This is a genomic window from Microbacterium deferens (assembly GCF_045517775.1).
GTDB lineage: Bacteria > Actinomycetota > Actinomycetes > Actinomycetales > Microbacteriaceae > Microbacterium.
In genome coordinates, this window is record NZ_JBEUWT010000001.1 from 1,360,280 (window position 1) to 1,386,153 (window position 25,874).

Below are 25,874 nucleotides of genomic sequence, written 5' to 3' on the forward strand. Positions count from 1 at the left end.
TTTCTCGCCGTGCGGCGTACTAGATCGCGATGACGACGCTCTTCGGCTCGCAGAAGCCCAGAAGACCCTCGTCGCCCAGGTCGCGGCCGAGCCCCGACTCCCCGACGCCGCCGAACGACAACGCGGGGTCGAAGACGTTGTAGGTGTTGATCCACACCGTGCCGGCGTCGATCGCGGCCGCCATCCGGTGCGCGCGCGACAGGTCGCGGGTCCACACCCCGGCGGCGAGCCCGTACCGGGTGTCGTTGGCGATGCGCACGGCGTCGGCCTCGTCGTCGAACGCGATGATCCCGACCACCGGGCCGAAGATCTCCTCGCGCGCGATGGTCATGTCGTTGGTGACACCGGAGAACAGTGTCGGCTCGACGTAGAAGCCCGGCTCGCGGGTTCCCCCGCCGGCGACGAGGGTCGCGCCCTCGCCGATGCCCTTCTCGATGTAGCCGAGCACGCGCTGGCGCTGCTCCTCCGAGACGAGCGGGCCGACGGTGATCCCGCCGTCGAGCCCGTCGCCGACGGGCACCCGTCGGACGGCCGCGGCAAGGCGCTCGGTCATCTCCTCCAGGATGGAGCGCTGCACGAGGAGGCGGCTTCCCGCGGTGCACATCTGCCCGGAGTGCCCGAAGGACGCACGCATGGCGGTCAGCACCGCAGCATCCAGATCGGCGTCTTCGAAGACGATGTTCGGGCTCTTGCCGCCGAGCTCGAGGGTCACGCGGGTGAAGTCGTCGGCGGCGGCGTGGGCGACGAGGCGACCGACCTCCGTCGAGCCCGTGAAGCTGATCTTCGCGATCCCCGGGTGGGCCGAGAGGGCGGCGCCCACCTCGCCGTCGCCGGTGAGCACGCTCACGACGCCGTCGGGCACGCCCGCCTCCTGCAGGATCCTCGCCAGGCGCAGGAGCGTCAGGGGTGTGTCCTCCGCGGGCTTCGCGATCACGGGGCAGCCCGCGGCGAGCGCCGGGGCGAGCTTGAAGGCCGCCGTCATGATCGGGAAGTTCCACGGCAGGATGATCGCCACCGGACCGATCGGCTCGAGCACCGTGTAGACGTGGTGCGCGCCGCCGTCGATCGGGATGACCGATCCGCCCAGGCGCGACGGCGCACCGGCGAAGTGTCGGAAGGTGCGTGCCGCGCTGGCCGTGTCGGCGCGCGAGCGCTCGATCGGCTTGCCGTTGTCGCGGGTCTCGAGGATCGCGAGCTCCTCCAGGTCGGCCTCGATGAGGTCGGCGACCCGGTTCAGGATGCGGGCACGATCCAGCGGCGCCATCCCCCGCCAGCGCCGATCGGCGTGCGCCGCGACGGCGGCGGCCACCGCCGCATCCACGTCGGCGGCCGTCGCGTCGGCGACGGTGGTCAGCACCTCCTGCGTCGCGGGATCGATGACCTCGCGGCGGGCGCGGTCGCCGGCCGGGATCCACTCCCCCGCGAGCAGGAACGGTTCGTGGGCCGGCAGGGTGCCGACACGGGATCTGATGCTCATGCGTGCTCTCTTCCTCGGCGCGGGATCACAGGATCCCGAAGTATTCGCGCTGCTCCCAGTCGGAGACGTGTCGGAGGTACCGGTCGAACTCGGCGCGTTTGATCGTCGCGTACCAGTGCACCACCGTCTCGCCCAGAGCCGACCGGAACGCGGGGTCGTCGACGAGCGCGGCGACGGCGTCGCCGAGCGACGCGGGCAGCGCCGGCGCCTCGGTGCGGTACGGATCGAGGGTGGGGGCGGGCGGCACGAGTCCGCGCTCCATGCCGTCCATCCCGCTGATCAGCTGCGACGCGATGTAGAGGTACGGGTTCGCCGCGGGCTCGCCGGAGCGGTTCTCGAGCCGGGTCGCGGGATCTCCCACCCCGCCGACCGCGCGGATCATCGCGCCCTTGTTGTCGATGCCCCAGGCCACGCGGTCGGGTGCGAGCGAGAACGGCTGGTACCGCTTGTACCCGTTGACGGTCGGTGTGGTGAAGGCCGCCGCGGCGGGCGCGTGGGCGAGGAGCCCGGCGAGGTACGCCGACCCCACGAGACTCAGGGTCGTCCCTTCCGTCTCGGGGACGAAGGCTGCAGCCCCCGTCGACAGCTCGTAGAGCGACTGGTGCAGATGCCAGCCTGTCGAGGCGCCCTCGACACCCTGGGGGCGCGACATGAACGTCGCGTGGTAGCCGAGGCCGCGGGCGACGCGGCGCACCGCCATGCGGCACAGCACGATCGCATCGGCGATCCGCGCAGCATCCCCCGCCTCCATCGTGATCTCGAACTGGCTGTGCCCGAACTCCAGCTCGATCGAGCGCAGCGGGAGGTCAAGAAGGGTCAGGGTGCGGTAGAGCGCGTCGACCAGGGGCTGCATCGCGTCGAGCGACTCCTCGTGCAGCAGCTGCGCCCCGCGCGTCGTGGGTGCGCAGACCATCGCGTCCCCCGGACGCCCGGGGGCGGCGACGTGCGCGGTGGCGAGCTCTTCGTCGGAGAGCCGGAAGACGTGGAACTCCAGCTCGGCGCCCACCGTCATGCCGTACCCGCGCGAGGCGAGCGTGGCGAGCTCGGTGCGCAGGATCGACCGCGTGCAGAACGGCACGGGCGCGCCGTCGGGGAAGCGGAGATCGCAGAGGATCCAGGCGGTGTTCTCGGTCCACGGCAGCACGCGGAAGGTCTCGGGGTCGGGCACGAGCACGATGTCGCCCGCTCCGCTGAAGCCGTCGACGCCCACCCCGGTGTCGGCGGAGAAGACCGAGAAGACCGACTGGCCCGAGGTGTCTTTCAGCAGGAGCGAACTCGGCACCGTCAGGCCCGAGCGCATCGCAGCGGCGACGCCGGCCCGGGTGATGGTCTTCCCGCGCAGGATGCCGTGCTGGTCGACGAACGAGAACCGCACCATCTCGATGCCGATCTCATCCATGACCCGGCGCATCTGGCCCGCAGCCGCGTACTGCGCCTCGCTCCAGAGGTCGTGGCGAGAGATGAAGCCGTCGCGCTCGGCGGCGAGCATGGGCCGCGCCGAGACGCCCCCGCCGTTCTCGGAGACGGGACGCTCGTCGACGTTGCGCTCACGCATCGACGGTGGCTTCCGCGGTGGCGAGCGGGCCCGCCCACGGCGAGGCGTCGCGGCGCTCCTGCTCGCGCTCGACCCAGCGGGTCTGCCAGGCGTCGTTCGCGGCGATCGTGTCCATGGCGATGGGTCCTGTCAGCTCGGTCGCCTCGGTCTCGCTGAGCGGATGCGACGGGGTGCGCGCCCCGGCGGCGAAGGCCTCGATCGCGCGCAGGAGCAGGCGACGGTTCGCGCTCACGGCGCGATCCGAGACGCCCAGGCGCTCGACGGTGCGGTCTTGGATGGCTCCCATGCTCTCCACCGCCCACTGGTCGTGGACGTTGATGTCGAGACCCATGCCGGTGTAGGTGAGCTCCTTCTGCTCGACGGGGTCGAAGCCCCAGTTGTTGCTGCGGTTTCGCAGGGGCCGGTACTCGGGGAGGCTCACGCCCTCGAGCCGCTGCTGCAGGAGGGTCTCCTTGTCGGTGGGCTCGGCGAAGTCGTAGAAGATCATGTACCAGTACGAGGTCTCGTCGTCGATCGGTACGTGCCACTGCGTGAACACCTTCGAGTTGCCGAAGGGGACGACGAACGCGTTGGGGAACATGAGGTTCGTCACACGCACGTGCTTGATGTCCTCGGTCAGCTGACGCAGGGCGTAGACGCGCAGGCCGTGCTCGGCGTTCTCGACCTCGATGTCGGGGCGGTAGCTCTCACCGACGAGCATCGACAGTTTCTTGCCCGTACCCTCGACCTCCTCGGCGAACTGCTGGCCGTACATCTCGCGCGGGTCCTCTTCGATGAAGCGGTGAAGGAACGACACGTGGCTGGGGTCGATGCCGCCCTCGAGGCCCTGGAGCCAGTTGCACTCCCACAGCCCCTTGAAAGCGAACGTGTACTCCTCCGGGGCGACGAAGCAGTCGTAGTGCGGGAACGGCGGCGGGTCACCCGCGCCCATGTACGTGAAGATGATGCCGTTGCGCTCGACGCACGGGTAGTTGGCGATGCGCACCTTGCCGAGGAACTGACTGTGGTCGGGCTCGGCGGGCTGCTCGACGCACCGCCCCTCGCCGTTGTAGAGCCACCCGTGGTAGAGGCAGCGAATGCCGTCCTCCTCGAGGCGCCCGTACGACAGGTCGACCCCCCGATGGGCGCAATAGCGGCTGATCAGCCCCCACCCCTCCCGCTTCTTGAACAGCACGAGGTCTTCGCTCATGATGCGCACCTGCTTCACCGGACGTTCGCCCGGCATCTCCGACACCAGGGCGGCCGGCTGCCAGTACGAACGCAGCAGGTTGCCGAGCGGAGTGCCGGGCCCCGATCGAGTGATCTTCTCGTTGTCTTCCTGCTTGAGCATGCGGTGCGCTCCTTCAGTGCGTTTCGGTCGGTGAGTATCAGGCGTCGAGGACGAGCAGTGGACACGAGGCGCGGGAGACGCAGACCATCAGGCAGTCGCCGTTCGCCTTCTCCTGCGCGGTGAGGACGAAGTCGCGGTGCTCGGGCTCCCCCTCGACGACGCGGGTCTCGCAGCTGCCGCAGATGCCCTCCTCGCAGTCGGACAGCACCTCCACGCCGGCGCCGCGCATGACCTCGAGGATGGACTCCTCCGGGGTCACCTCGAGCTCGAGACCGCTGCGATCGAGGCGGATGCGGAACGGCCCACCAGGCTCGTACGCGATCTCGGGAGCTGAGAAGTACTCGAGCCGGAGCCGGGCGTCGGCGTCCGGCACCGCATCGGCCAGGGCCGTCAGCATCCGTTCCGGACCGCAGGCGTACACGAGCGCGTCGGGGGATGCGGCGACCTCGGCGATCAGGTCGGCCCGGGTCCCCTCGTCGCGGGCGACGACGGTGACGTCTCCGCCGAGGCCCGAGAGCTCGTCGAGGAACGGCATGCGCTCGCGCGAACCGCCGAGGTAGAGCAGCCGCCAGCGGGCTCCCGCCGCCTGGGCCTGACGCACCATGGGCAGCAGGGGCGTGATGCCGATGCCGCCGGCGATGAAGAGGTACTGCGCGGCGGGCTCCAGCACGAAATGGTTGCGCGGCTCGCGGACGACGATCTCATCCCCCGGCCGCAGTCGTTCGTGGACGGCTCGGGATCCGCCGCGACTATCGCTCTCACGCAACACGGCGATGCGGTAGCGCGGCGCGGACGGGTCGCCGCAGAGCGAGTACTGCCGCACGGGCGCGCCGGGTACGACGAGGTCGATGTGTGCGCCGGGGGTCCAGGAAGGGAGCGCTTCGCCGAGGGGTTCGAGCTCCACCGACAGCACACCCTCGGCCTCACGGGCGAGCCCGCGCACCCGGACGCGGATGTCCGTCATCACTTCCAGCCCTGACATACGTGGATCCTAACATCATGAGTATGGATCCAATATTACTTGCCTGGGCGACGTTCCGTTCGGATCGGGGTCCATATAGAGGAGTTCTGTTATCGTTCCGGGGTGCCGCAGCACCATCTGCGTCGGTGAGGAGACACACCTGAATGGCTGATGAGACGATCGAAGCGTCTTCCGCTCACGCTCTCGTCGACGAGATCGCGGCGAAGATCCGAGCGCGCATCATGAACGGCGACATCCCCATCGGAGCGCAGCTGCGGCAGGCCGAGCTCGCGAGCGATTTCGGCGTCAGCCGCACCCCGGTGCGCGAGGCGCTCCGCCAGCTGCAGACCGGCGGACTGATCGATGTGGTCCCCAACCGCGGCGCTGTCGTTCGGGTCCCCGCCCCGTGGGAGGTGCGCGAGGCCTACGAGGTGCGCGCCGAGCTCGAAGCCCTCGCCGCCGCGCGCGCCGTCAGCCGCATCTCGCACGCCGACCTCGACAGACTCCGCGTCGCGAACCAGGAGATGTACGACCGCTCGGTCGAGGGCGGCGCCCCGGCGCGCGCCCTGGACAGTCGGCAGGAGAACGACGTCTTCCACAACACGATCGTGCTCGCGTCGGCCAACGCGCGGCTCGGACGCGCGATCGCCGAGATCAACGAGACCTTCCCCCGCAACGTCTCCGCACAGCTGCTCGTCAACGACGAGCGCCATCGCGAGGAGAACTACCAGGAGCACCTGCGCATCATCGAGGCCATCGAGCGCGGCGACGCCGAGGCCGCCGGCGCACAGATGCGCGCCCACGTGCACGGCGCCGGAGAGCAGCTCGCGCGCTGGTACGAGCGCCGCAGCTCGACCGTCTTCACCGGCTGACACCGCCTGCCGCTCCGCGCGTGTGGGGCCAACGACGGCGGGCGCGCGGGAGTTTTCCACAGTGCGGCACGACTTCCGTCCAGTGTCGTACGTTTGTTCTAACATGTAGGCATGCTCGAGAACGACGGCACCCCGACTGGCGGTGAGGCGCGGCGTGATGCCGTTGCTTTTCCGGCGGACGTTGCGGGCTCGGAGTGGCCCGACGAGCGCGAGTGGTTCGAGGAGCTGGAATGGTTCGATGCGGACGGTGATCCGGTCGCGGCGGGTCGTGATGGGTTGGATGCGGTGGCGGATGTGTCGACGTTGATGTCGGTGTTCGCCGCGCAACGGTTCGAGCGGGTCGAGGGGTTGCGGCGGGAGGCGGTGGCCGAGGCGGCGGTGTTCCGGGGGAAGACGACGGAGATCGTGATGCGGTCCCTGCGGCTCGAGCTTGCGACGGTGCTGCAGGTGACCGAGCACATCGCGGAACGGATGCTGGCTACCGCGGATGGTCTCGTCAACCGATACCCGGCGATGCTCGACGCGCTTTCGCATGCGCGGACGACGGAGCGGCACGCGGATGTGTTCGTCGAGCTGGTCGACACTGTCGAGCCGGAGTTGCGGGATCAGGTGGTGCCGCTGGCCGTCGACCTCGCCACGTCGCACGCGTTGGGGTCGTTCCGCCGGTTGCTGCGGAAGCTCGTCGACACGGTGCGGGCCGCGACGCTCAGCGAGCGGCACGCGGAAGCGGTGCGGGAGCGGCGGGTGGTGGTGCAGCCGGCGGAGGACGGGATGAGTTGGGTGATGCTCTACACCTCCGCCGTGAAGGCCCACGCAATTCAGCACCGCGCAACGGCGATCGCACACGCCCTCGGCGCCCAGGAGGGCGAGGAGCGTTCTCTCGACGAGTTGCGTGCGGACGTCATGGTCGATCTTCTTGTCGATGGGGACGTGCCCGCCCACCCCGATGCGGCGCGAGGGATCCGCGCGACGGTTGCGGTGACCGTGCCGGTGTTGTCGCTGCTCGATGACGAGCACGCGAACACGGCCCCGGCGGTGGTGGAGGGGGTGGGGCCGATCCCCATCGAGCAGGCCCGGGAACTCTGCGGTGGCGCGGATGGGTGGATGCGGGTGCTCACCCACCCCGAGACGGGGATGGTGCTCTCCGTCGGGCGTGACCAGTACCGCACCCCGGCGGCGTTACGACGACTCGTGGAATGGCGGGCGGCGACCTGTATGGCCCCCGGATGCGGAACCCCTGCCCGAAGGTGTCAGATCGACCACCAACTCGCCTGGGAACACGGCGGCACCACCGAACTCACGAACCTCGGCCCCCTCTGCGTCGGGCATCACACGATCAAGCATCACGGCGGGTGGTGCGTGAGACAGATCCCCGACAGCGGCGGAGCACTCGAATGGAAATCCCCCGGCGGGAGACGATTCGTGGTGCGACCCGAACGGAAAGTCCCGGTCTTCAGACCCGCACCCGACGACGACCGCTCACCCGAAGACACCGCACCCTTCTGACCCGCGCCCTCCTGACCCGCGCCCCCGCGACCCTTCGACAACCCCGGGGCGGACCGCGCCTCGAGCGCGAGCGGAGCGATGCGTCGAGCGGGGCGATGCGTCGAGCGGGCGGGGCGACGGCCCAAGGCCGACGCCGGGCATGCGCCCTCGCCCGGCGCATCGCGCAGCGAAACGCGCGAACTCCCGGCTCAGCCGACGGCCGCGCCCGCGAGGAGGAGGAGCGAGATCGCCATGCTGACGTACTGCACCCGCTCGAGCAGATGGGCGTGATGCAGACGCGTCGCCGACCACGCCGCGTACACGGCGGTCGCGGCGACCAGCGGCAGCACGAGCGAGACCGCCGAACCGCCGTGGTGCGACCCGCTGGTCGCGACCGGCCCACCCGACATCGCGAGCATGAGCCCCGCCATGAGGATGGCACCGATCGCGGAGTGCACGCGCATCCCCACGACCGCCGAGGGCTCGGCCGAACGTCGCCGCCTCGCCCCGAGCGCCATCGCCAGGGCGACCGTCAGCGCACTCCACCCGACCACCGGCACGAGGTGCGCGGCGGTGACGACGTCGAGCATCGCGAGGAACATCACGATCGACAGCGACAGCTCTCGCAGCCGCGGTCGCGGGCGGTCGAGGGCGACGCAGCAGGTTCCGAGGCCGGCGGCCCCCAACGCTCCCGCGTGCAGCAGTTCCGCCGGCATCAGTGGTGATCGTGGTGGTCTGCGTGCGGGTCGTCGCTGCCGTGATGCACGTGGGCGTGACCGTCATGGTCGTGACCGTGCCCATCGTGACCGTGCCCACCCGAGGGCGCGTGACAGGCGGCCTCCTCGGACGGCGGAACGTCGAGCGACGGGTTGCGCACGAAGAAGCCGTCGGGCTCCAGGCGCAGGCCGATCTTGTGAGCCGGCATGATCGGCCACTCCTCGGGCTTCGGGTAGTGGTGCACACCGACGATCGGCCACACCACGAGCTCAGCCCCGTCGAGCGGGCGGTCGGCCTGCTGCCAGGCCGTGATGCCCTCGGCCTCGAGCGGGGCCTGGTTCGGGTACTCCCCCGCGATGAACCGCTCCGAGGCGTCGTACGCGGTGGCCCACAGGTGCTTGCCGACGAACGGCGCCTTGCGCGCCACGACGCTCCCGGGCTTGGCGAACAGGCGCGTGGTGTTGAGCACCGACAGGCGGTACGCCGTCGACTCGCCGAAGCGGTTGATGTTCTCCGTGTTCTCGATCCGCCAGTGCAGGGCGCGCGACGCATCCGCCAGGCGCGCCGCATCCTTCTCCGACGAGATGGTCTCCGACACCATCTTCACCGCGTTCCCCCACGGGTTCAGCTCGTCGTCCTCCTCGACCTCGGCGTGCACCTCGACGAGGCGGTTCAGCGGACCGTCGACGGCGGTGTCGAGACGGATGGCGAAGTAATGCTGGTGGGTCGGAGCCTGCACGTTCGGACTCACCATGCGTCCGAACGGGGGCATCTTGCCGTCGTCGATGCCCGAGACCGACAGGATGCCGGTGAGCTTGATCTCCAGCTCGATGTTGCCGTCCTGGTAGAGCGACCAGTAGAAGCCGTAGTCGTAGTTCGCCACCGTCGCGAAGAACGAGATCACCAGCCGGCGCGAGCGACGCACGTCGGCCTCGCCGGTGCGGGTGTTCACGTGCTTCCAGAGGATCGAGTGGTCCTCCTCGTGCAGACAGATGCCGTTGGAGATCGTCATCGCCTCGCCGTTGCCGTCGAGCACGTGCGCGTCGAAGTAGCGGATCTCGCCGAGGCAGTCGCACCCGAGTTCGAGGGAGGCGGTGAGCGGCCCCGCGCCGTACTCGCCCCAGTCGAAGAAGTTCTTGCGGTACGCGGTCGGGTCGGAGTCGAGGTAGGGCACGTACATCTCGTTGATCGACGCCCGGCGCATGACCGAACGGTCGACGTCGCCGTCCCGGTACGAGATGTCGTGCAGCACGAGCCCCTCGCGGTGGGTGAAACCGATGTTGAACGACCAGTTCTGCCAGGTGACGCGGTGCCCGTCGACGTCGAATCCGGGCCCCTGCGGTTGGGTGATCTCCAGCGGCGCGACCTCGCGGTCGGGGCCCCAGGTGCCCGAGCGGTAGTTGCCCGACTCGCTGGCCATCGGGATCACGCCGTGATCTTCGATGCGGATGACGTCGAGGGTCTCGAGATCGAGAATCGGCACGAGGCCCGCCACGGGCCGCGCGTAGCCGTTGTCGTCCACGCTCTCGCGGTACCAGACCGTTCCCCACGACAGTCGGCAGTCTGCGAGGTCCTCGGGCTCGAAGCCGGTGATCGACTCGGGGTCGACCCACACCAGCGAGGTGTCATGGATGCCGCGTTTGGCGAGTGCTTCGACGATGAGCGGGTGGTTGCGCGCCGCCTGGGCGATCGCCCGCGCCTCGTCGGAGGAGACGCCCGGACGCTTGGCGTCGACGTCGGCCCAGCCCGAGAGCACCGCGTCGCGGTCGGTACCCGACGTCCAGCCGGTGACCTCCCACGCGGCGTGGGCGTCGGGGTTCATGACCACCAGTCGCACCGGGCGGCCCTGACCCGGCGCGAGAGCGCGGGCGAGTCCTTCCTCCACGGCGATGCCCCAGAACCGCGGTCGCTCGCCGATACGCGCGTCGGCGCGCACCAGGGCGGTGATCTCGTCGATCTCGGTGGGCGTGAGCGGGTCGCTCCAGATGCGTGAGGTCATGGGGTTCTCCTCCAGTGTCAAAGGGTGACGACGCCGACACCGTCGGCTCGGGGATCGCTCGCGGCGTCGAGTAGGTGGTCGTCGCGTCGCCGCACGAGCTGCACGTGTCCGGCGACGTCCGCGCGAGCGGGAAGGTCGGCCACGGGAACGCCCGCGGCTCTCGCGCCGGCGAGCGCCTCGGGCGCGACACCGGGCTCGGCGGCCAGGGTGAGCCGATCGAATCCGAGGTCGACGTCTCCGACGATCCAGCGAGGCCGCGCGAGGATCGCGTCGAGCGGCTCCCGCATCGATGATCGGGCGGCGAAGAGCTGCGCGAGAATCCAGGGCTGCGCGCGACCGCCCTGGCAGCCGGCGATCACGAGGTTCGCGGCGTCTTCCACGATCAGGGGGCACAGGGTGTGGGGCGGGCGGGCACCGGCGCGCAGAAGGGCCGGCGATGCCGGGTCGGTGCTGAACGCACTCCCGCGGTTGTGGAACAGCACGCCCGTCGCGGGGTCGAGGAACCCCGCGCCGAAGGTGAAGTAGACGCTCTGCACGATCGTGATCGCCCACCCGTCGTCGTCGATCGCGACCACCGAGGCCGTGTCGCCGCTCGCCCGAGACTCGCCGATCGTCGAACCGGCACCCGCGGCGAGATCGAGCAGGGAATCCACGTCGATCGGACCCATTCGCGGATCGCCGAGGTGTGCCCCGCGGGCAGCGACGCCGCGCACGCTCGCGGCCACGAGGGCCGCAGCATCCGCGTTGCCTTCCGCGTCGAGACCGCCCGCCACCACACCCGGCACGAGGGCGCCCGCCGACGGCGGAGGCGCGACCGACCAGGTGCGACCGCCGAGGTCGGTCGACAGCGCGGGGGTCATCTCGGGGGCGTAGCCGGCGAAGTCGTCGAGGGTGTGCACGCCGCCCGCGCCGCGGAGGGCGGCGACGAGCAGGTCGGCGGTCGCACCGGAATAGAAGTCGGTCGGGTCGTCGGCGAGGCGGCCGAACGTGTCGGCGAGAGCCGGCTGCAGGTACGTGTCGCCCTCCGCCAGCAGGTCGCCCCTCGGCGCGAACACGGCCGACAGCCCGGGGTCGGCGAGAATCCCCTCCGCCCTCGACGCGATGGCGCGCGCGAGCCCCGCGCTGACCGTGACGCCGCCCCGCGCCACGTCTGCGGCGCCGCGGAGGGCCGGCGCGAGACCGAGCGCACCGCCGAGCGCGGCGATGGCCTCCCAGCCCGCGACCATCCCGGGCACCGTCACGGAGTGCGCTCCCTGACGCGGCACCGCCGCCCACTCCCCCGACACGGTCTCGATGGCGGCGGGTGCGGTGCCCGCCGCGATCACGGCGGTCGTGGCGCCCGCGGGGTCTCGGACGAGCGCGATGAGGTCGCCGCCGATCGCGCACTGGTGCGGATAGACCACCGTCAGCATCGCGGCGGCGGCGAGCGCCGCGTCGAGCGCGTTGCCGCCAGCGGCGACCGCGCGCTCACCGGCGGTGACGGCGGCGCGATGGGGGGCGGCGAGGGCGACGGCCATCTCAGAGTCCTCGTCTCGCGGTCGAGATGAAGGAGAGGTCATCGCGCGAGCGTCCTTCGTGGAGGTCGGCGACGGCGTCGCCCACGGCGGCACCGAACTTGAACCCGTGTCCCGAGCACGCGGAGACGGCGATGACCTCGGGACCGTCGGCGAGCGGCCCGAGCACGAACCTCTTGTCTTCGGTCATCGTGTACAGGCACGCGGCGGCCTCGACGACAGTGGTGTCGATGCCCGGCACGTAGTCCGACATCAGCGCGCGCAGTTCGTCGACCTCGGTGGGGGTCGCGGGAGCGACGGGCTCTTCGGGGTCCCACACCGCTCCGGCGTCGACGCCGATCTTCAATCCGTTCCCGGCCGCGTCGGGGATGCCGAAGACGAGCCCCTCCGGGCGGTCGATCGAGAAGGCGCCGAGCTGCGGCGGCATCGCGACGGGCTGACCCGCGGCGACGGTGAGGGTGAGGATGCGCCAGACCTCAACGATCGGCGCGAGGGCCGGCAGCATCCGTGCCGCCCACGAGCCCGGCGCGACGACCAGGCGTCCGGCGCGGATCTCATCGTCGCCCGCGCGCACGACGATCCCGGACGACGTCGTGTCCCAGCCGTCGACGCGCGCGCCGAAGCGCAGGTCGGCGCCGTTGCGTGTGGCGCTCGCCCGGAGCGCGTCGAGCGCGGCCTCGGCCTCCAGCACCCCGGCGTTCGGGTCGTAGACGGCGCCGTAGCCCTCGGGGATCCGCAGGCCCGGGAAGACCCCGGCGACAGCCGCCGCGTCGGCCAGGGCGACGCAGTCGGGGCCCTGAAGCTGCGAGGCGCCCTCGTGGGCGTACACCCCGCCGGTGCGGTGGATCAGTGTGCGACCGCTCTCGCGCTCGAGCGCCGCCCACGCCTCGTAGGCCTCGGCCACGAAGCCGTTCCAGACGGGGTTCGGGTACGCGCGTCGGATCATGCGGGTGCGGCCGTGCGACGACCCGCGCGCGTGGCCCGCCGCGAACCGCTCCAGTCCGACGACCCGGTGCCCCCGCCGCGCGAGGCTCGCGACCGCCGCGGAGCCGTGCACCCCGAGTCCGAGCACGACGACGTCGGCCTCCACCACGCTCATGCCCCTCCCGACCGATGCGTTCGAGCGATGTGCGCGACCCGGTCGATCAGGGCCGCGAGGTCATTCTCGTCGTTGTAGACGTGGACCGACGCACGCACGACCGCCGAGAGGCCGCGGTCGCCGAGATCCCACTGGCCGTGGGTCGCCGGTACCGACACCACGCGGACGCGGTCGCGGGCGAGCTCGGTCACGACGGTCGCAGAGGGCACACCCTCGACGACGAAGGTCACGATCGCCGACGAGGTGTCGATCGCCTCGCCGAGCGCGACGCCGTCGATCTCGGCGAGCGCCGCACGGACGGTGCGCCCGGTCGCGGTGAGCCACTCCTGGGTCTGCGGGATGCCGCGTTCCAACGCTTCGTCGATGGCGACGCCGAGCCCCAGACGACCGGCGATCGACGCCTCCCAGGTCTCGAAGCGCCGGGCGGACTCGTCGACGTGCCAGTCGGACGCCGACGTCCATTGCGCACCGCGCACGTCGGGTGCCGTGGGGAGGAGGCGTTCGAAGGCGCTCGCCCCGACGTAGGCGAACCCCGTCCCCCGGGGCGCCCGCAGGAACTTGCGACCGGTCGTCACGAGCACGTCGCACCCGATCTCCCGCACATCGGAGTCGAGGTGGCCGACCGACTGGGTGGCGTCGAGCAGGAAGAAGCCGCCGTACGAGCGCACGAGCGCGCCGATCGCGGCGACGGGCTCGACCAGCCCCGACGAGGTGGGCACGTGCGCTGCCGTGACGATCGCCGGCGGCCCCTCGGCCAGCATCCTCTCGAGCGCATCGAGGTCGAGGAGGCGGTCGGCTCCGGCCGGCACGATCTCGAGGTCGACGCCGTCTTCGCGGGCGAGGGTCATGAGGTGCAGGGCGTGGCTGACGTAGGTGCTGCGCGAGGCGATGATGCGGGATCCCGCGCGGGGGCGGAGGGCGTCGAGCACGACCCGCAGACCCGTCGACGCGCTGTCGAGGAGGGCGATCTCGTGGCGTTCGGCGCCGACGAGGCGCGCCGCGGAGTCGTAGACCGCCTCGATGCGGGGCTTGACCTCGATCGCCGCCTCATAGCCGCCGATCGCCTCCTCGAGCCGCAGGTGTTCGACCGTGGTCGTCACGACCTGCAGCGACGGGAGGGCGGCGCCCGCGGCGTTGAAGTGCCGTGCGTTCCACGAGCCGGCCGTTCGAGCCCGCTCCCGCGCCACATCGATCGGCTGCGGGGCAGGGGGCTCGGCGGAGGTCGTCGACGGCGAATTCGCCACGGGCATCGAGTTCATGGACCTTCCCAGGGGAGCAGTAGGATCCAAACGTAACATAACTGGATCCAATGTGAGGCGGGCGGATGTCGAGGATGCTGGGGACGATCGCTCCGCGGGCGATGACGCCCCACGACGCCCTCGGCGCGACGCTTCTCAGCGCCTTCCTCGACCTCGCGACACTGCACTCCGACGGGTGGGGGTACGCCCGGGCCGACGCATCCGATCACCCTCCCCACCTGCTCACCGGTCTCACCCCCGCTCGCGACGCTCCGCTGGCCGAACCCTCCGCGGTCTCACTGCTCTATCTGCGCTTCGCCAGCGCCGGCGCCGCTGTCGCCCCGGAGAACCTGCAGCCCTTCGTCGCGGACGGCATCGTGTTCGCGCACAACGGAGCACTCACACCCCGCACGCTCGCGCTCGACGCCCTCACCGACCGCGAACGAGCGGGGCTGCGGGGCACGACCGACAGCGAGGTGTACTTCGCTCTCGTGCGGTGAGCGCTGCGCTCACCCTCGCCGATCGAGGCGGGTGTCGCGGCCGCGGCGGCCGACGTGCGGGCGCTCTACCCCTCCGCGTGCCTGAACGCGATGCTCATCGTCGACGGGGCGCTCGTCGTGGTGCACTCCCGGGGCACCGTCGAGCCGCCGCTCGCCGCCTTCGCGCGGCGCGGGGTCGCCGCGGACGACCTGCCGCCCGGACACGGCGACGACTACAACGCTCTCGCGACGACGGTGCTCCCCACCGGCGCCAGGGTGGTGGCGACATCCGGCGTCGACACCACCGGCTGGCAACTCCTCGCCGACAACGCGGTGCACGTCTTCGAGCGAAGCGGGGCCGCGCGCTCGATCCCGCTCTGACGCCGAGCACACGGGGTGCGCCCGAACGCACGGGCTGCGCGCGGACTCAGACCGTGCGTTCGGGCACAGCCCGTGCGCTCGCGGGCTCGTCCACCAGCCCCGCATCGTTCGGCTGCGCAGCGGCAGCGGAGACGGCGGCGGCGATGCGGGCCTGCACGCGCGCCTCCGACCGTGCACGAGCGCGCACGATCAGCACGATGATGACGGCGGCCACCGCCAGCAGGGCGAGCTGCGACCACGGGATCGTCCACACCGTGAACGGCGTCGCCGCCGCCGCGAGGGAGGCCTGCACGGCGTCCTCACCCACGATCGTCGGCACGGCGGCCACCTCGCCCCAGGCGAAGAAGACCGGCCACACCGCGACCGTCGCCGAGGCGGCCGTCTGCTGGCGAGGCAGGATCTCGCGCTGCTCACCCGCCGCGCTCGCGCCGCCGATGCCGAACAGGCCCGCGGCCTGCGTCGTCGTGGTCGCACCCAGGCGCACGTTGCCCTCGTTGGAGATGACGTAGTCGACCGTCAGCGTGCCGGGGGCGAAGGGGTTCCACGACGGCGAATACGAGGTCGTGATCGAACCGGGAACGACGGATGCGACGACGTCGCCCGCCACGCGCAGGTGCAGGCGCACCCCGACGCGCGAGGCGACCTGCACCGACTCGTCGTCGCCGCGGGCGAGTTCGGCCACGACACCGGCCGGATGGTCGCCGGGCGTCGCCTCGTCGGGGACGTCGACGCGAAGAGGAACGAGCGTGGTCGCACCGGCCGGCACGTCGATGACGATTCCGCCACCATCGCGAGGGGTCGCCCCCTCCACCTCCCCGATGCTCACCCACGTGCCGCTGTCGACAGGGGTCTCGCCCGACGGCAGCAGGTCGAAGTTCCCGGCCTCGGTGACCACACCGTCGCTCGCGTAGATCGCGAACGGGGCGGCGGCGGCGCTGAAGTTGGTCACCGCGATGAACTCCTCCACCGATCCGCCGGGGTCGATCGTGTGCCGGAACGACACCCGCCCGTCCGGGCCCTCCGCCGACGCCGGGGCCACCGCCCAGGTCGTGCTGGTCTCGGCGGTCGCACTCGCGGGTGCATCGAGCGCGACCGCCGCCGGCGCGCCCCCGAGCAGGGTCGCGAGAGCGAGCGACGCGACGATCATCGGGCGGGTCCGCAGCATCCGCGGTTCTCCTGTCTGTGCGGGGGTGAGGCCGAAGCCCCACCCCCGCGTCGGTCGATCAGTCGGTCGGGAACAGCGACAGCGTCAGTCGCGCCGAGTAGTCGCCCTCGGGGGTTCCGAGCGGCGCGTCGAGGTACAACCACGCGTTCACGTCGGTCACCCCGCGGCGTCCGTCGGGCGTCGCCGAGGCGAGCACCGAAGCGACCGCGAGACCCGTGCCGCCGTCGACGGCGGTCGCGACCTGCGGCCCCGCCGACACCCCGTCGCGCGGGGTGACGAGGTTCGGGGCCCACCCGAGGTTCTCGGCGCCGATCGTGGAGTCGCCGGAGACGAACGCCGACGACTGGCCGGAGGCCGCCCACCCGCTGGTGCCGGCCTGCGTCGCGTTGCGCGAATCAGAGACCTTGACCGTCGGGAGCCCCGCGGTGAAGCGCCAGCGGTCGGTGAAGCCCGACTCCTGGTTGAGGCGCACCGACTCGCCGAAATCGGCGACGGTGAGCGCGAGAGCGCCCGGTGCGTCGACGATCGACACGTCGATCGGAACGCCGTCGGCGTCGGTCGGGCCGTCGGCGGTCAGACCGCGCTGCCACTCGAGGAGGTCGGCGATCTTCGCGTCGAGCACGTCGTCGTCGAGAGCGCCCGCGGCGCGCTGCGCCTGCAGCAGCGACGCGATCGCGTCGGCGTGAGCGTCGGCGGCGTCTGCCGTCTTGGCCCCGGCGAGGTGTCCCTGCACCGTGGCCTTGACCGCCTCGTCACCGGTCGCGGCCGCCAGCACTCCGGCGACCTCGGGGAAGGTGACGCAGTCGCCGCCGCCCGAGACGAGCCCCGCGGTCCATTCCAGCCCGCGCAGGATGTGCTCGAGGAAGACGGGGTCGGTCCACGAAGCATCCGTGTGGCCGGCACCCTCGTACCAGGAGCGTCCGCCCTCGAAGTTCTGGCACCACGCGAGCGGGTGGTCTTCGCCCATGCGGCCGTTGCCCGGGTTGTACGTCGTCTCATCGAGCGTGATGAGCACGTGCACGTCTTCACGCGGGTTGGTGGTGAAGTTGTACCACTCGTCGTAGCGCGACCACGCCTCGGGAAGCATCGTCGTCGACGGGTGGCCCGGGTTCTCGACCCGCATCGTGGCCTGCTGCTGCGCGGGGTGGTTGCGGAAGCGCGCCCCACCGCCGGTCAGCTCGCTGTACCAGGGCACGGTGTGCATCGCGTCGGTCGCGGCGTGCAGGCCGACGTAGCCGCCGCCGCCGCGGATGTAACCCTGGAAGGCGGCCAGCTCGGTGTCGTCGAGCAGGCGCGGGGTCGCGGGGTCCTGGCGGTTGGTGCCGTCGACGGGCGACGCGAAGACGATCGTGGCGTACTGGTCGAGGTCGGCGGTGCTGGTGAACGGCGTCGACGCCATGGTCAGTGCCGGCTGGCCGGGCGAGTTCCCGATCGCCGGATCCCACACATCGACCGTGAAGCCGTTCTGCTCCCCGAGCAGGATGAGCGCATTGGTCGTGTCGTCGATGTGCGAGTGCCGGAACCCGAGGGTCTTCCCGACGACGAGAACCTTGTAGTCCTCTTCCTCCGGTTCCGCGAAGGCGGCGGTCGGCGTGACGCCGAGGCTGATGGCGACGCCGGCGGCGGCTGCCACGGCCCCCCACCGGTAGACGGGTTGCTTCATGTGCAATCTCCCTTGAGTGCGTGGCTGGAACGGCCGGGCATAAATGTTGTCCGTCCCGACATATCGAGGTGAGGCTATCCGGGTTTCTGTGGACCGTCAATGAATCGGATGCCACGCGTGAGTGCTCTTATGCCGGACCCGCACGACGAACCAGCCCCTGGAAGAGAGAAACTCTCGCTCTGGAACGCCCGGACTTCCGCTGAGCGGAACAGGGCGCACCTTCTTCGGGGAGTTTTGCGCAAAGAGCAGACAAAAGAGCGGCCGGCTCTGGTTGCGAATCGCGGAACTTCGACCGAAGCCACACGGGCGACCCGGGGGAAGAATCATGGCGCCGCGTCACGGCGGCCCGCCCGCGTCCTTCCGGCACACGGAAAGGCGACACCGCGGAGCCACGGCCCGACACCCGGAAACCCGCCAGCTTCGACCGCGCAACGCGCGCGTAACACCGCCCGTGCAGACTCGATCTCGCAACGTAAGCCGTTGCGGGCCGCCGGGCCAAAAGATCTCGGTGGTGTGGGAGACCTGGACAAGCGCTCGGCAGCGACCGCGCCGCATCCCGTCTCCGTTATTCCTGGCACTCGGACCGGACGAGACCGGCGCGCACGAGCCGCGCCCCCTCTCGCCGGCGTCGATTGCGCTCATCGATAGGAGGAAACACCATGTCCGATTCGCTCATCGCTCCCCCCGCCATCGACGCCCGCGTCTTCCGCGACACCCTCGGGCACTACGCATCCGGGATCACCGTGGTCAGCGCGATCGCCGACGGCGAACCCGTCGGCTTCACGTGCCAGTCGTTCTACAGCGTCTCGGTCGACCCGCCACTGGTCTCGTTCAGCGTGATGCGCACCTCGACGACGTACCCGCGCATCGCCGCCGGCGGCCGTTTCACGGTCAACGTGCTCGCGCACGACCAGCACCACATCTCCACCCAGTTCGCACGAAAGGGCACCGATAAGTGGGCGGGCATCGCATGGCACCCGGCCCGGTCGGGCAACCCGGTCATCGACGCCACGCTCATGTGGGTCGACTGCGAGGCCTGGGCGGAGTACGAGGCGGGCGACCACCTCGTGATCATCGGCCGCGTGGTCGAGATGAGCGCACCCGAGTGGCACACCGGGTCACCCCTGCTCTACTTCAAGGGCGGATACCGGCACCTGCAGGAGCTCGCGGGCTGAGGCGGGAGCGGTCGGCACGCTGACCGCTCCGGGCGGGACGCACGGGCTCGACTGCAGGTCGACACGTCTCGCGCCGCAGCCGAGGCAGCGCACGTAGAGCAGCCGCCCCTCGCTGGTGCGGTGCGCGGACTCCGTCGCCCAGCCGTGCTCGTGCGCGGCGACGGGCGAGGGTGCGGGTGAGGGCGGCTGACGGTCAGAATCGAGCGGCGGGGCATCCATGCCTCCACTGTGATGTCATGGTCTTATGCATCTCAACCCTTACGGGGAGTACGCGGTGTTGCTCGCCGCATCCCTCGCCAACGACTGGCCCCACAACCGGTCGGAGATCGAGGAGCGCACCCGCGACCACGGCATGACGATGGCCTTCCGCGTCGCCGCCGACGATCATGCCCGGACCCGAGCGGTGATCGACGCGTGGCTCACCGTGGTCGACGCTCCCACACCGACCGCGAGAGCGGCTCTGCTCAACGCCCGGATGGCGGCGATCGCCGCCTACCCGCGCCTGACCGACCATGACGGCGAGGGATGGCACCTCCACTACCGCGATGAGGAGCAGTCGCTCGCCCCCGTGCTCGACGCCGTGATCTCGGTGGGCACGGCGATGCACCTGACGACCCGAGGCATGAGCCGTCTTCGTCGGTGCGAGGCCGGCGCCGAACCCGGCGACGCGTGCGTCAACGTCGTCGTCGACGTGACCCGCAACGGCCGCCAGCGCTACTGCTCCGTCCGCTGCGCGAACCGCGCCGCCGTCCGGAGGCACCGGCGCCGCACCGCCGCGCCGCCGCCTCGGGGGACCTAGGCCCCTACCGGCGGAGCGGCCCGTGTGCTGGGGTGGGGTCAGGCGCCGAGGACATCCCCCGGGGAGACCGCCGAAGCCGGCGCACGCACCGTCGAGAAGGGATCACGCCATGACAGCGGAAACCGTAGCAGGAGGAGGCGGATCCACGGGGTTCGCGTTCCGCACCGACAGCGTCACCGACCGGACGCTCGACGAACTGGACGCATGGTGGCGAGCGGCGAACTACCTCTCCATCGGACAGATCTATCTGCTCGACAATCCGCTGCTGCGCGAGCCGCTCGCCCCCGCGCACATCAAGTCGAGACTGCTCGGGCACTGGGGCACCACGCCGGGGCTGAACTTCGTCTACGCCCACCTCAACAGGGTCATCCGCGACCGGGACCTCAACACGATCTTCATCGCCGGACCCGGCCACGGCGGGCCCGGGATGGTCGCGAACACCTATCTCGACGGGACCTATAGCGAGATCTACGACGACATCGACCACACGACCGACGGGGTCAGGAAGCTCTTCCGGCAGTTCTCCTTCCCCGGCGGGATCCCCAGCCACGTCGCCCCGGAAACCCCCGGCTCGATCCACGAGGGCGGCGAGCTCGGTTACTCGCTCTCCCACGCGTACGGCGCCGTCTTCGACAATCCCGATCTTCTCGTCGCCGCCGTCGTGGGCGACGGCGAAGCGGAGACCGGGCCGCTGGCGACGAGTTGGCACTCGAACAAGTTCATCGATCCGCTTCACGACGGGGTCGTTCTGCCGATCCTGCATCTCAACGGCTACAAGATCGCCAACCCGACGCTCCTCGCCCGCATACCCGACCTCGAGCTCGACCAGTTGATGCGCGGCTATGGCCATACCCCGTATCTCGTTTCTGGCGGCTTCGACCACGAAGATCCTCGCGAGGTGCACCGCCGTTTCGCCGCCGTCCTCGACGAAGCGATGGATCAGATCGCGCAGATCAAAGCCGATGCGCGAGCCGGACGCCTCGACGCCCGGCCCTCCTGGCCCATGATCATCCTGCGCACCCCGAAGGGATGGACCTGTCCGGCCTTCATCGACGGGAAACCGGCCGAGAACAGCTGGCGCTCCCACCAGGTGCCGCTCCCCGACGCTCGCGACACGCCCGCCCACGTCACCGTCCTGGAGGACTGGCTTCGCTCCTACCGTCCGGAGGAGCTCTTCGACGACGCCGGTGCCGTCGTCCCGCTGGCAACGGCTCTCGCCCCCGACGGGGATCGCCGGATGAGCGCCAACCCCGTCGCCAACGGCGGGCTGCTGCGCGTCCCCTTGCGGCTGCCGAACTTCCGGGACTACGCCGTCGAGGTGCCGACCCCCGGTGAGACCACCAGCTCGGCCACCGCGGTGCTCGGCACCTGGCTCCGAGACGTCATCGTCGCCAACCCCGACAACTTCCGCATCTTCGGACCCGACGAGACCGCCTCGAACCGGCTGCAATCCGTCTTCGAGGCGACCGATAAGCAGTGGGACGCCGAGGTCATCGACGCGGACCTCGACAATCATCTCGCCCGATCCGGCCGGGTGATGGAGATGCTGTCCGAGCACCAGTGCGAAGGCTGGCTCGAGGGATACCTGCTCACGGGCAGGCACGGTCTGATCACCTCCTACGAGGCCTTCATCCACATCGTCGACTCGATGTTCAACCAGCACGCCAAATGGCTGAAGACATCGCGGGCGATCGCCTGGAGGCGACCCATCTCGTCGCTGAACTATCTGTTGAGCTCGCACGTCTGGCGTCAGGATCACAACGGCGCATCGCATCAGGACCCCGGGTTCATCGACCATGTGGTGAACAAGAAGGCCGACGTCGTCCGCGTCTATCTGCCGTTCGACGCCAATACGCTCCTGTCGACCTACGACCACTGCCTGCGGTCGGTCGACTACGTGAACGTGGTCGTCGCGGGCAAACAGCCCCAGGCGAACTGGCTGTCGATGCCCGACGCGGTGCTCCACTGCACGCGCGGGCTCGGGATCTTCGAGTGGGCGGGAACGGAGCGGCGCGGCGAAGAACCCGACGTCGTGCTCGCCTGCGCCGGAGATGTGCCGACGCTCGAGGTGCTCGCGGCGGCGAGCCTGCTTCGCGCGTCCGTGCCGACTCTCAAGGTGCGCGTGGTGAATGTCGTCGACCTCATGCGCCTGCAAAGCGAGGATCAGCATCCCCACGGGTTGAGCGACGCCGAGTACGACGCGATCTTCACCACCGACAAACCGGTGATCTTCGCTTACCACGGCTACCCCTGGCTGATCCACCGGCTGACGTACCGCCGTCGAGGCCACGCGAACCTGCACGTGAGGGGCTTCATCGAAGAGGGAACGACCACGACGCCCTTCGACATGGTGATGCTCAACGACCTCGACCGGTACCGGCTGGTGATCGACGTGCTCGACCGGGTCCCCGGACTCGATGCCCGACAGGGGACTCTTCGCCAGGAGATGCAGGATGCCCGCATCCTGGCTCGCGCCCATACGCGCGAGTTCGGCGTGGACATCCCGGTCGTCGCAGACTGGACGTGGTAGCGCCGCGACGAGCAGCGCGGTTCACTCGGAATGACGGGCTTGCGCCCACCGCCGACGAGACGTCTTCCCGGCGTCGTTGCGCACCGGTTCGTGGACGATCCGGATCGATGCAGGTGTGCGCGATCCGAGTCGCTCCCGAGCCCACGCCAGCAATTCGGGCTCGCCCACGCCCGCCCCTGCGACGTCGGCGACAGCGTGGATGCCGTGTCCCAGGGCATCGTCGGGCACACCGAACGCGACCGCGCTGCGAACCGCGGGATGCTGCTCGAGCACCCGCTCGATCTCGACGGGATACACCTTCTCGCCACCGCGATTGATGACGTCGTCCTGCCTGTCCAGAAGGTAGAGGAATCCCTCCTCGTCGACCCGGCCGACGTCGCCGAGCGTGTCCCACCCGAGCGGGTCTCGCCGGGACGACGCACCGAGGTATTCATAGGCGGGGCGCTCGCCCCGGCGCATCCACACCACTCCCGCCTCGCCCGTGGCGAGCTCAGCACCGTCGGCGGAGCGGATCTGAACCTCCGTCCCCCCGATGGCCCTTCCGACGCTGCCGACGTGACGGAGCCATTCATCGCCTCGGATCATCGTGAGCCCGTTGGACTCCGAACCCGCGTAGACCTCGACCACACGCTCGGCCCCCGCCCAGTTCAGGAACGCGCCCTTGAGCTCGACGCCGCAGGGCGCGCCCATGTGCAGCAGGGTCTCGATCGACCGGATCCGCGCCGGATCCCGCTCCTCCTCGGGGAGCCGCAGCAGCCGGTGCATCATCGTCGGCACCAGCAGCGCCCAGGTGACGGCGTGCATCTCTACGGCCGCGAGCCAGGCGCGCTCGTCGAAGCGGGGAAGGATGATCAGCCTGTGTCCGGTCAGCAGCCCTCGAAACGCGTACGTGAACGTCGCAGAGTGCGTCAGCGGACCCGCGACCAGGTGAACGCCGCGGAGCGGCAGGAACGGCGCGACGGGCTCCGACGGATCCATCGAGGCCGGCGCATGGGCCTTCACGACCTTCGGTCGCCCGGTCGACCCCGACGTCGTCGGTGCTTTCCATGAGGCCGCGATCAGATCGGGGAGGGCGCCGGTGGCGGGTGGCGCATCGACAGAAACGATCCACGCGATCCGCGCCGACCGCGGGCGCGCACCGATCGACGCGCTCGGACGCGCCACATCTTCGACGGCTGCCCGCTCCTCATCGGTGAGAGCGAGGGCGACCGGCTGCGGTGTCGCTCCTGCCCTCCAGACAGCGACGCAGGCGATGACGATGTCCCGCCCGTTCGGAAGGGACACCGTCACCAGGTCGTTCTGGACCACCCCTCGCGAGATCAGCACGTGGGCCAATCGCGTCGCCGCGTCGTCGAGTTCCGCAGCGGTGAGTTCGCCCCGCTGGTCGACGACGACGACCTCGTCGGGCTGCGACCGCGCGCGGTCAGCGATGATCGACGACAGGGACCTGAGCATCGTCGCCGCCTTCCTCACGCAGCACGGCGCGGTAGAAGTCCTCGTGGGCGCGAGCTGCCGCAGACCAGGTGAAAGAGCGAGCGAGCCGCCTTCCTGCGGCCGGGTCGACCGCGCCGCCGCCGAGGACCCGCTCCAGTGCGTCGGAGATCTGCCTCACATCGGTCGCGTAGGTGACCGCGTCGCCGAAGACCTCGCGCGTCACCGGCAGATCGCGAGCAACGACCGGCACGCCCGCGGCGAGCGCCTCCATCGCGGCGAGGCCGAAGCCCTCTTTCGTCGAGACGAAGCCCAGCACGGTGGCCCCCGCCACGAGAGACGGCACGTCGCCATCGGCAAGCGTGCCGAGGATGGTCGGCTCGATCCCGAGCTCGACCGCGCGCCGCTCGAATTCCCGGCGGTAGGAGCGGTAGTCGAAGAGAGTCTCCCCACCCCCGAAGACGAGACGCAGTTCCGGCCTCCTGCTCCGCAGCATCGCGAAAGCCTCGAGCAGATCGAGCGAACCCTTGCGCGGCTCGATCCCGCCCAGAGCGAGCACGTAGTCCCCCAGATCGGCGCGCCAGCGCGCGCGCAGCGCTTCTCCGGCCGGCCCCGCAGCATCCGCGAAACGTTCGGCGTCGACGCCGTTCGAGATCACGGTGGGCGCGTACCCGTACTCGGCCTCGACTTCGGCGGCGACGGCACGCGAGACGCAGATGCGGGCCGCCGGTCGATGGATGGCGAGTTCGTGACACTCGACGAGTCTCGGTGTGGTGAACGCGTCGAGGTGATGGATGGTCCGGATGCACTCACGGCCCGCCGCGATCACCGCGTTCGCCGAGATGCAGTCCTGCGCGTGCACCACATCGGCGCTGCTCGAGAAGTGCCGTGCCATGGCGCCGATCGAGCGCTCGATGCGCTCACCGACGCCTTCGCCCTCACGCGACTCGAAGGGAACGACGCGAACGCGCACCGCCGGGTCGACCTCTCGGAAGAAGGCCGTGTCGGACCCGCGGCCGAGAGTCCACACCTCGACGTCGTTGCCGCGGGCGGCGAGAGCCTCCGCCAGGGCCAGAGTGTGAACGACGCCGCCGCGCGGCTTGGTCGAGTACGTGACCTGGGCGATCTTCATGGCGCGGTCAGCCGGTAGGCGTGCTCCGCGCGCTGGTCGAGGTGGTTGAGGCTGCGACGAGCTCGTGCACGGGATGCTGCGACATCCGCCTCGGCGACGGCGAGACCCCCCTTCGCCCACGTCTTCGCGATGATCTCGCCGGCCGGGTCGACGATCTTCGCCTGGCCGAGGAATCGCAGGCCGCCCATGACGCCCGTCTGGTTGGACGACACGAGATAGACCTGGTTCTCGGCCGCCCGCGCGCAGTCGTACAGATCGAACAGGTGGGCCTGCCGGTCGTTGCGGATGCGATCGGAGCGGTCGGTGACACTCGCGGGCCACGCGCTCAAGCAGGCGAGGATCTCGGCGCCGTCGAGCGCGAGCGATCGCGCGGACTCGGGGAAGGTCTTGTCGAAGTCGATAAGCATGCCCAGCCGCCCGACGGGGGTGTCGAACGCCGAGAACTCGTCGCCCGCGCGATAGACGTCGGACTCGCCGAGCGGAAGATGCACCTTGCGGTGCGCACCCAGGATGCCGTCGCCCGTCACACAGACGGCGGTGTTGTACCTGACCTCGGCACCGTCGATGACCGCGCGCTCGGCCACCCCGAAGCACACCGTCATCTGCCCGGCCATGGCGGCGACGGCCGCGACCTCCGGCCCGTCGAGGTCGACCGACCGCGGCGCGCTGTCGACGGCGTGCGAGGGGTGTTCGAGCTCGAGCAGATATCCGCCGATCGTCGCATCGGGAAGGACGAGCAGATCCACACCTCTCTCACGAGCGTGATCGATGATGCCGGGCAGCTTGGCGAGGGTGCGATCGACGTCGCGGCCGAAGTGCGCCGCGACCCCCGCCATCGTCACTGTGCCCATTGCCTCAGGGTATAGCTCGGT

21 protein-coding genes are annotated in these 25,874 nt (G+C 70.4%); 7 read left to right on the forward strand and 14 right to left on the reverse strand.

Going from position 1 to position 25,874, the window contains the following annotated elements:
• Positions 1–19: 19 nt before the first annotated feature.
• The 4 genes from ABTU82_RS06500 to ABTU82_RS06515 are packed head-to-tail and all read right to left on the reverse strand — an operon-like array spanning position 20 to position 5,344.
• Positions 20–1,477 (reverse strand): aldehyde dehydrogenase family protein, encoded by a 1,458-nt coding sequence (locus ABTU82_RS06500; protein ID WP_407172454.1) that lies wholly within the window; start codon positions 1,475–1,477, stop codon positions 20–22.
• Positions 1,478–1,502: 25 nt separating this feature from the next.
• Positions 1,503–3,032 carry a glutamine synthetase family protein gene (locus ABTU82_RS06505; protein WP_407172456.1) on the reverse strand — a complete coding sequence of 510 codons (1,530 nt, stop codon included), beginning with the start codon at positions 3,030–3,032 and terminating at the stop codon, positions 1,503–1,505.
• Positions 3,025–4,362, reverse strand: a complete 1,338-nt coding sequence (locus ABTU82_RS06510; RefSeq protein ID WP_407172457.1) for a Rieske 2Fe-2S domain-containing protein — start codon at positions 4,360–4,362, stop codon at positions 3,025–3,027. Before ABTU82_RS06510 ends, ABTU82_RS06505 begins: the two co-directional genes overlap by 8 nt.
• 37 nt (positions 4,363–4,399) lie before the next feature.
• A complete protein-coding gene (locus ABTU82_RS06515) occupies positions 4,400–5,344 on the reverse strand; it encodes a PDR/VanB family oxidoreductase (RefSeq protein WP_407172458.1) in 945 nt (314 codons plus the stop codon).
• A gap of 143 nt (positions 5,345–5,487) precedes the next feature.
• On the opposite strand from ABTU82_RS06515, the gene ABTU82_RS06520 reads away from it, so the two are divergent.
• Together ABTU82_RS06520 and ABTU82_RS06525 are read left to right on the forward strand one after the other, a co-directional pair.
• On the forward strand, positions 5,488–6,195 hold the full coding sequence (locus tag ABTU82_RS06520; protein WP_116648852.1) for a GntR family transcriptional regulator: 708 nt from the start codon (positions 5,488–5,490) through the stop codon (positions 6,193–6,195).
• A gap of 111 nt (positions 6,196–6,306) precedes the next feature.
• Complete coding sequence (locus tag ABTU82_RS06525) at positions 6,307–7,701, forward strand: HNH endonuclease signature motif containing protein (RefSeq protein WP_407172461.1); 1,395 nt, start codon at positions 6,307–6,309, stop codon at positions 7,699–7,701.
• Positions 7,702–7,889: 188 nt separating this feature from the next.
• Here ABTU82_RS06525 and ABTU82_RS06530 read toward each other — a convergent pair whose 3' ends face one another.
• Genes ABTU82_RS06530 through ABTU82_RS06550 form a run of 5 tightly spaced genes read right to left on the reverse strand, consistent with a single transcriptional unit; the run spans position 7,890 to position 14,268 of the window.
• Positions 7,890–8,396: a hypothetical protein gene (locus ABTU82_RS06530; protein WP_407172463.1), complete on the reverse strand. Its 507-nt coding sequence runs from the start codon at positions 8,394–8,396 to the stop codon at positions 7,890–7,892.
• Positions 8,396–10,396 (reverse strand): primary-amine oxidase, encoded by a 2,001-nt coding sequence (locus ABTU82_RS06535; RefSeq protein WP_407172464.1) that lies wholly within the window; start codon positions 10,394–10,396, stop codon positions 8,396–8,398. Before ABTU82_RS06535 ends, ABTU82_RS06530 begins: the two co-directional genes overlap by 1 nt.
• A 17-nt stretch (positions 10,397–10,413) precedes the next feature.
• Entirely contained in the window at positions 10,414–11,913 is a 1,500-nt protein-coding gene (locus ABTU82_RS06540; protein ID WP_407172465.1) for a gamma-glutamyltransferase, read from the reverse strand.
• Between the two features lies 1 nt (position 11,914).
• Positions 11,915–13,009, reverse strand: coding sequence for an N-methyl-L-tryptophan oxidase (gene solA, locus ABTU82_RS06545; protein ID WP_407172467.1), 1,095 nt, complete (start codon positions 13,007–13,009; stop codon positions 11,915–11,917).
• Complete coding sequence (locus ABTU82_RS06550; RefSeq protein WP_407172469.1) at positions 13,006–14,268, reverse strand: aminotransferase class V-fold PLP-dependent enzyme; 1,263 nt, start codon at positions 14,266–14,268, stop codon at positions 13,006–13,008. Before ABTU82_RS06550 ends, solA begins: the two co-directional genes overlap by 4 nt.
• A gap of 74 nt (positions 14,269–14,342) precedes the next feature.
• On the opposite strand from ABTU82_RS06550, the gene ABTU82_RS06555 reads away from it, so the two are divergent.
• The gene (locus tag ABTU82_RS06555) at positions 14,343–14,747 is read left to right on the forward strand and encodes a class II glutamine amidotransferase (protein WP_407172470.1); all 405 of its coding nucleotides are present in this window, start codon (positions 14,343–14,345) and stop codon (positions 14,745–14,747) included.
• A gap of 90 nt (positions 14,748–14,837) precedes the next feature.
• Positions 14,838–15,107, forward strand: a complete 270-nt coding sequence (locus tag ABTU82_RS06560; RefSeq protein ID WP_407172471.1) for a hypothetical protein — start codon at positions 14,838–14,840, stop codon at positions 15,105–15,107.
• Positions 15,108–15,153: 46 nt separating this feature from the next.
• Here the strand turns inward: ABTU82_RS06560 and ABTU82_RS06565 are convergent, their stop codons facing one another.
• Both ABTU82_RS06565 and ABTU82_RS06570 read right to left on the reverse strand, forming a co-directional pair.
• On the reverse strand, positions 15,154–16,272 hold the full coding sequence (locus ABTU82_RS06565) for a hypothetical protein (RefSeq protein WP_407172473.1): 1,119 nt from the start codon (positions 16,270–16,272) through the stop codon (positions 15,154–15,156).
• Between the two features lie 58 nt (positions 16,273–16,330).
• On the reverse strand, positions 16,331–17,935 hold the full coding sequence (locus ABTU82_RS06570; RefSeq protein ID WP_116647968.1) for a ThuA domain-containing protein: 1,605 nt from the start codon (positions 17,933–17,935) through the stop codon (positions 16,331–16,333).
• 659 nt (positions 17,936–18,594) lie between these two features.
• Here ABTU82_RS06570 and ABTU82_RS06575 point away from each other — a divergent pair.
• The 3 genes from ABTU82_RS06575 (at position 18,595) to ABTU82_RS06585 (ending at position 22,439) form a co-directional block, all read left to right on the forward strand.
• Entirely contained in the window at positions 18,595–19,110 is a 516-nt protein-coding gene (locus ABTU82_RS06575) for a flavin reductase family protein (protein ID WP_116647969.1), read from the forward strand.
• A gap of 244 nt (positions 19,111–19,354) precedes the next feature.
• A complete protein-coding gene (locus ABTU82_RS06580; protein WP_407172475.1) occupies positions 19,355–19,909 on the forward strand; it encodes a CGNR zinc finger domain-containing protein in 555 nt (184 codons plus the stop codon).
• 109 nt (positions 19,910–20,018) lie between these two features.
• On the forward strand, positions 20,019–22,439 hold the full coding sequence (locus ABTU82_RS06585; RefSeq protein ID WP_407172477.1) for a phosphoketolase family protein: 2,421 nt from the start codon (positions 20,019–20,021) through the stop codon (positions 22,437–22,439).
• Between the two features lie 21 nt (positions 22,440–22,460).
• On the opposite strand, the gene ABTU82_RS06590 is transcribed toward ABTU82_RS06585, so the two are convergent.
• The 3 genes from ABTU82_RS06590 to ABTU82_RS06600 are packed head-to-tail and all read right to left on the reverse strand — an operon-like array spanning position 22,461 to position 25,853.
• Positions 22,461–23,894, reverse strand: a complete 1,434-nt coding sequence (locus tag ABTU82_RS06590; protein WP_407172478.1) for an AMP-binding protein — start codon at positions 23,892–23,894, stop codon at positions 22,461–22,463.
• Positions 23,863–25,002 carry an MSMEG_0565 family glycosyltransferase gene (locus tag ABTU82_RS06595; RefSeq protein WP_407172480.1) on the reverse strand — a complete coding sequence of 380 codons (1,140 nt, stop codon included), beginning with the start codon at positions 25,000–25,002 and terminating at the stop codon, positions 23,863–23,865. The genes ABTU82_RS06590 and ABTU82_RS06595 overlap by 32 nt, the downstream gene beginning before the upstream one ends.
• The gene (locus ABTU82_RS06600; protein ID WP_116647973.1) at positions 24,999–25,853 is read right to left on the reverse strand and encodes a carbon-nitrogen hydrolase family protein; all 855 of its coding nucleotides are present in this window, start codon (positions 25,851–25,853) and stop codon (positions 24,999–25,001) included. Before ABTU82_RS06600 ends, ABTU82_RS06595 begins: the two co-directional genes overlap by 4 nt.
• Positions 25,854–25,874 lie beyond the last annotated feature (21 nt).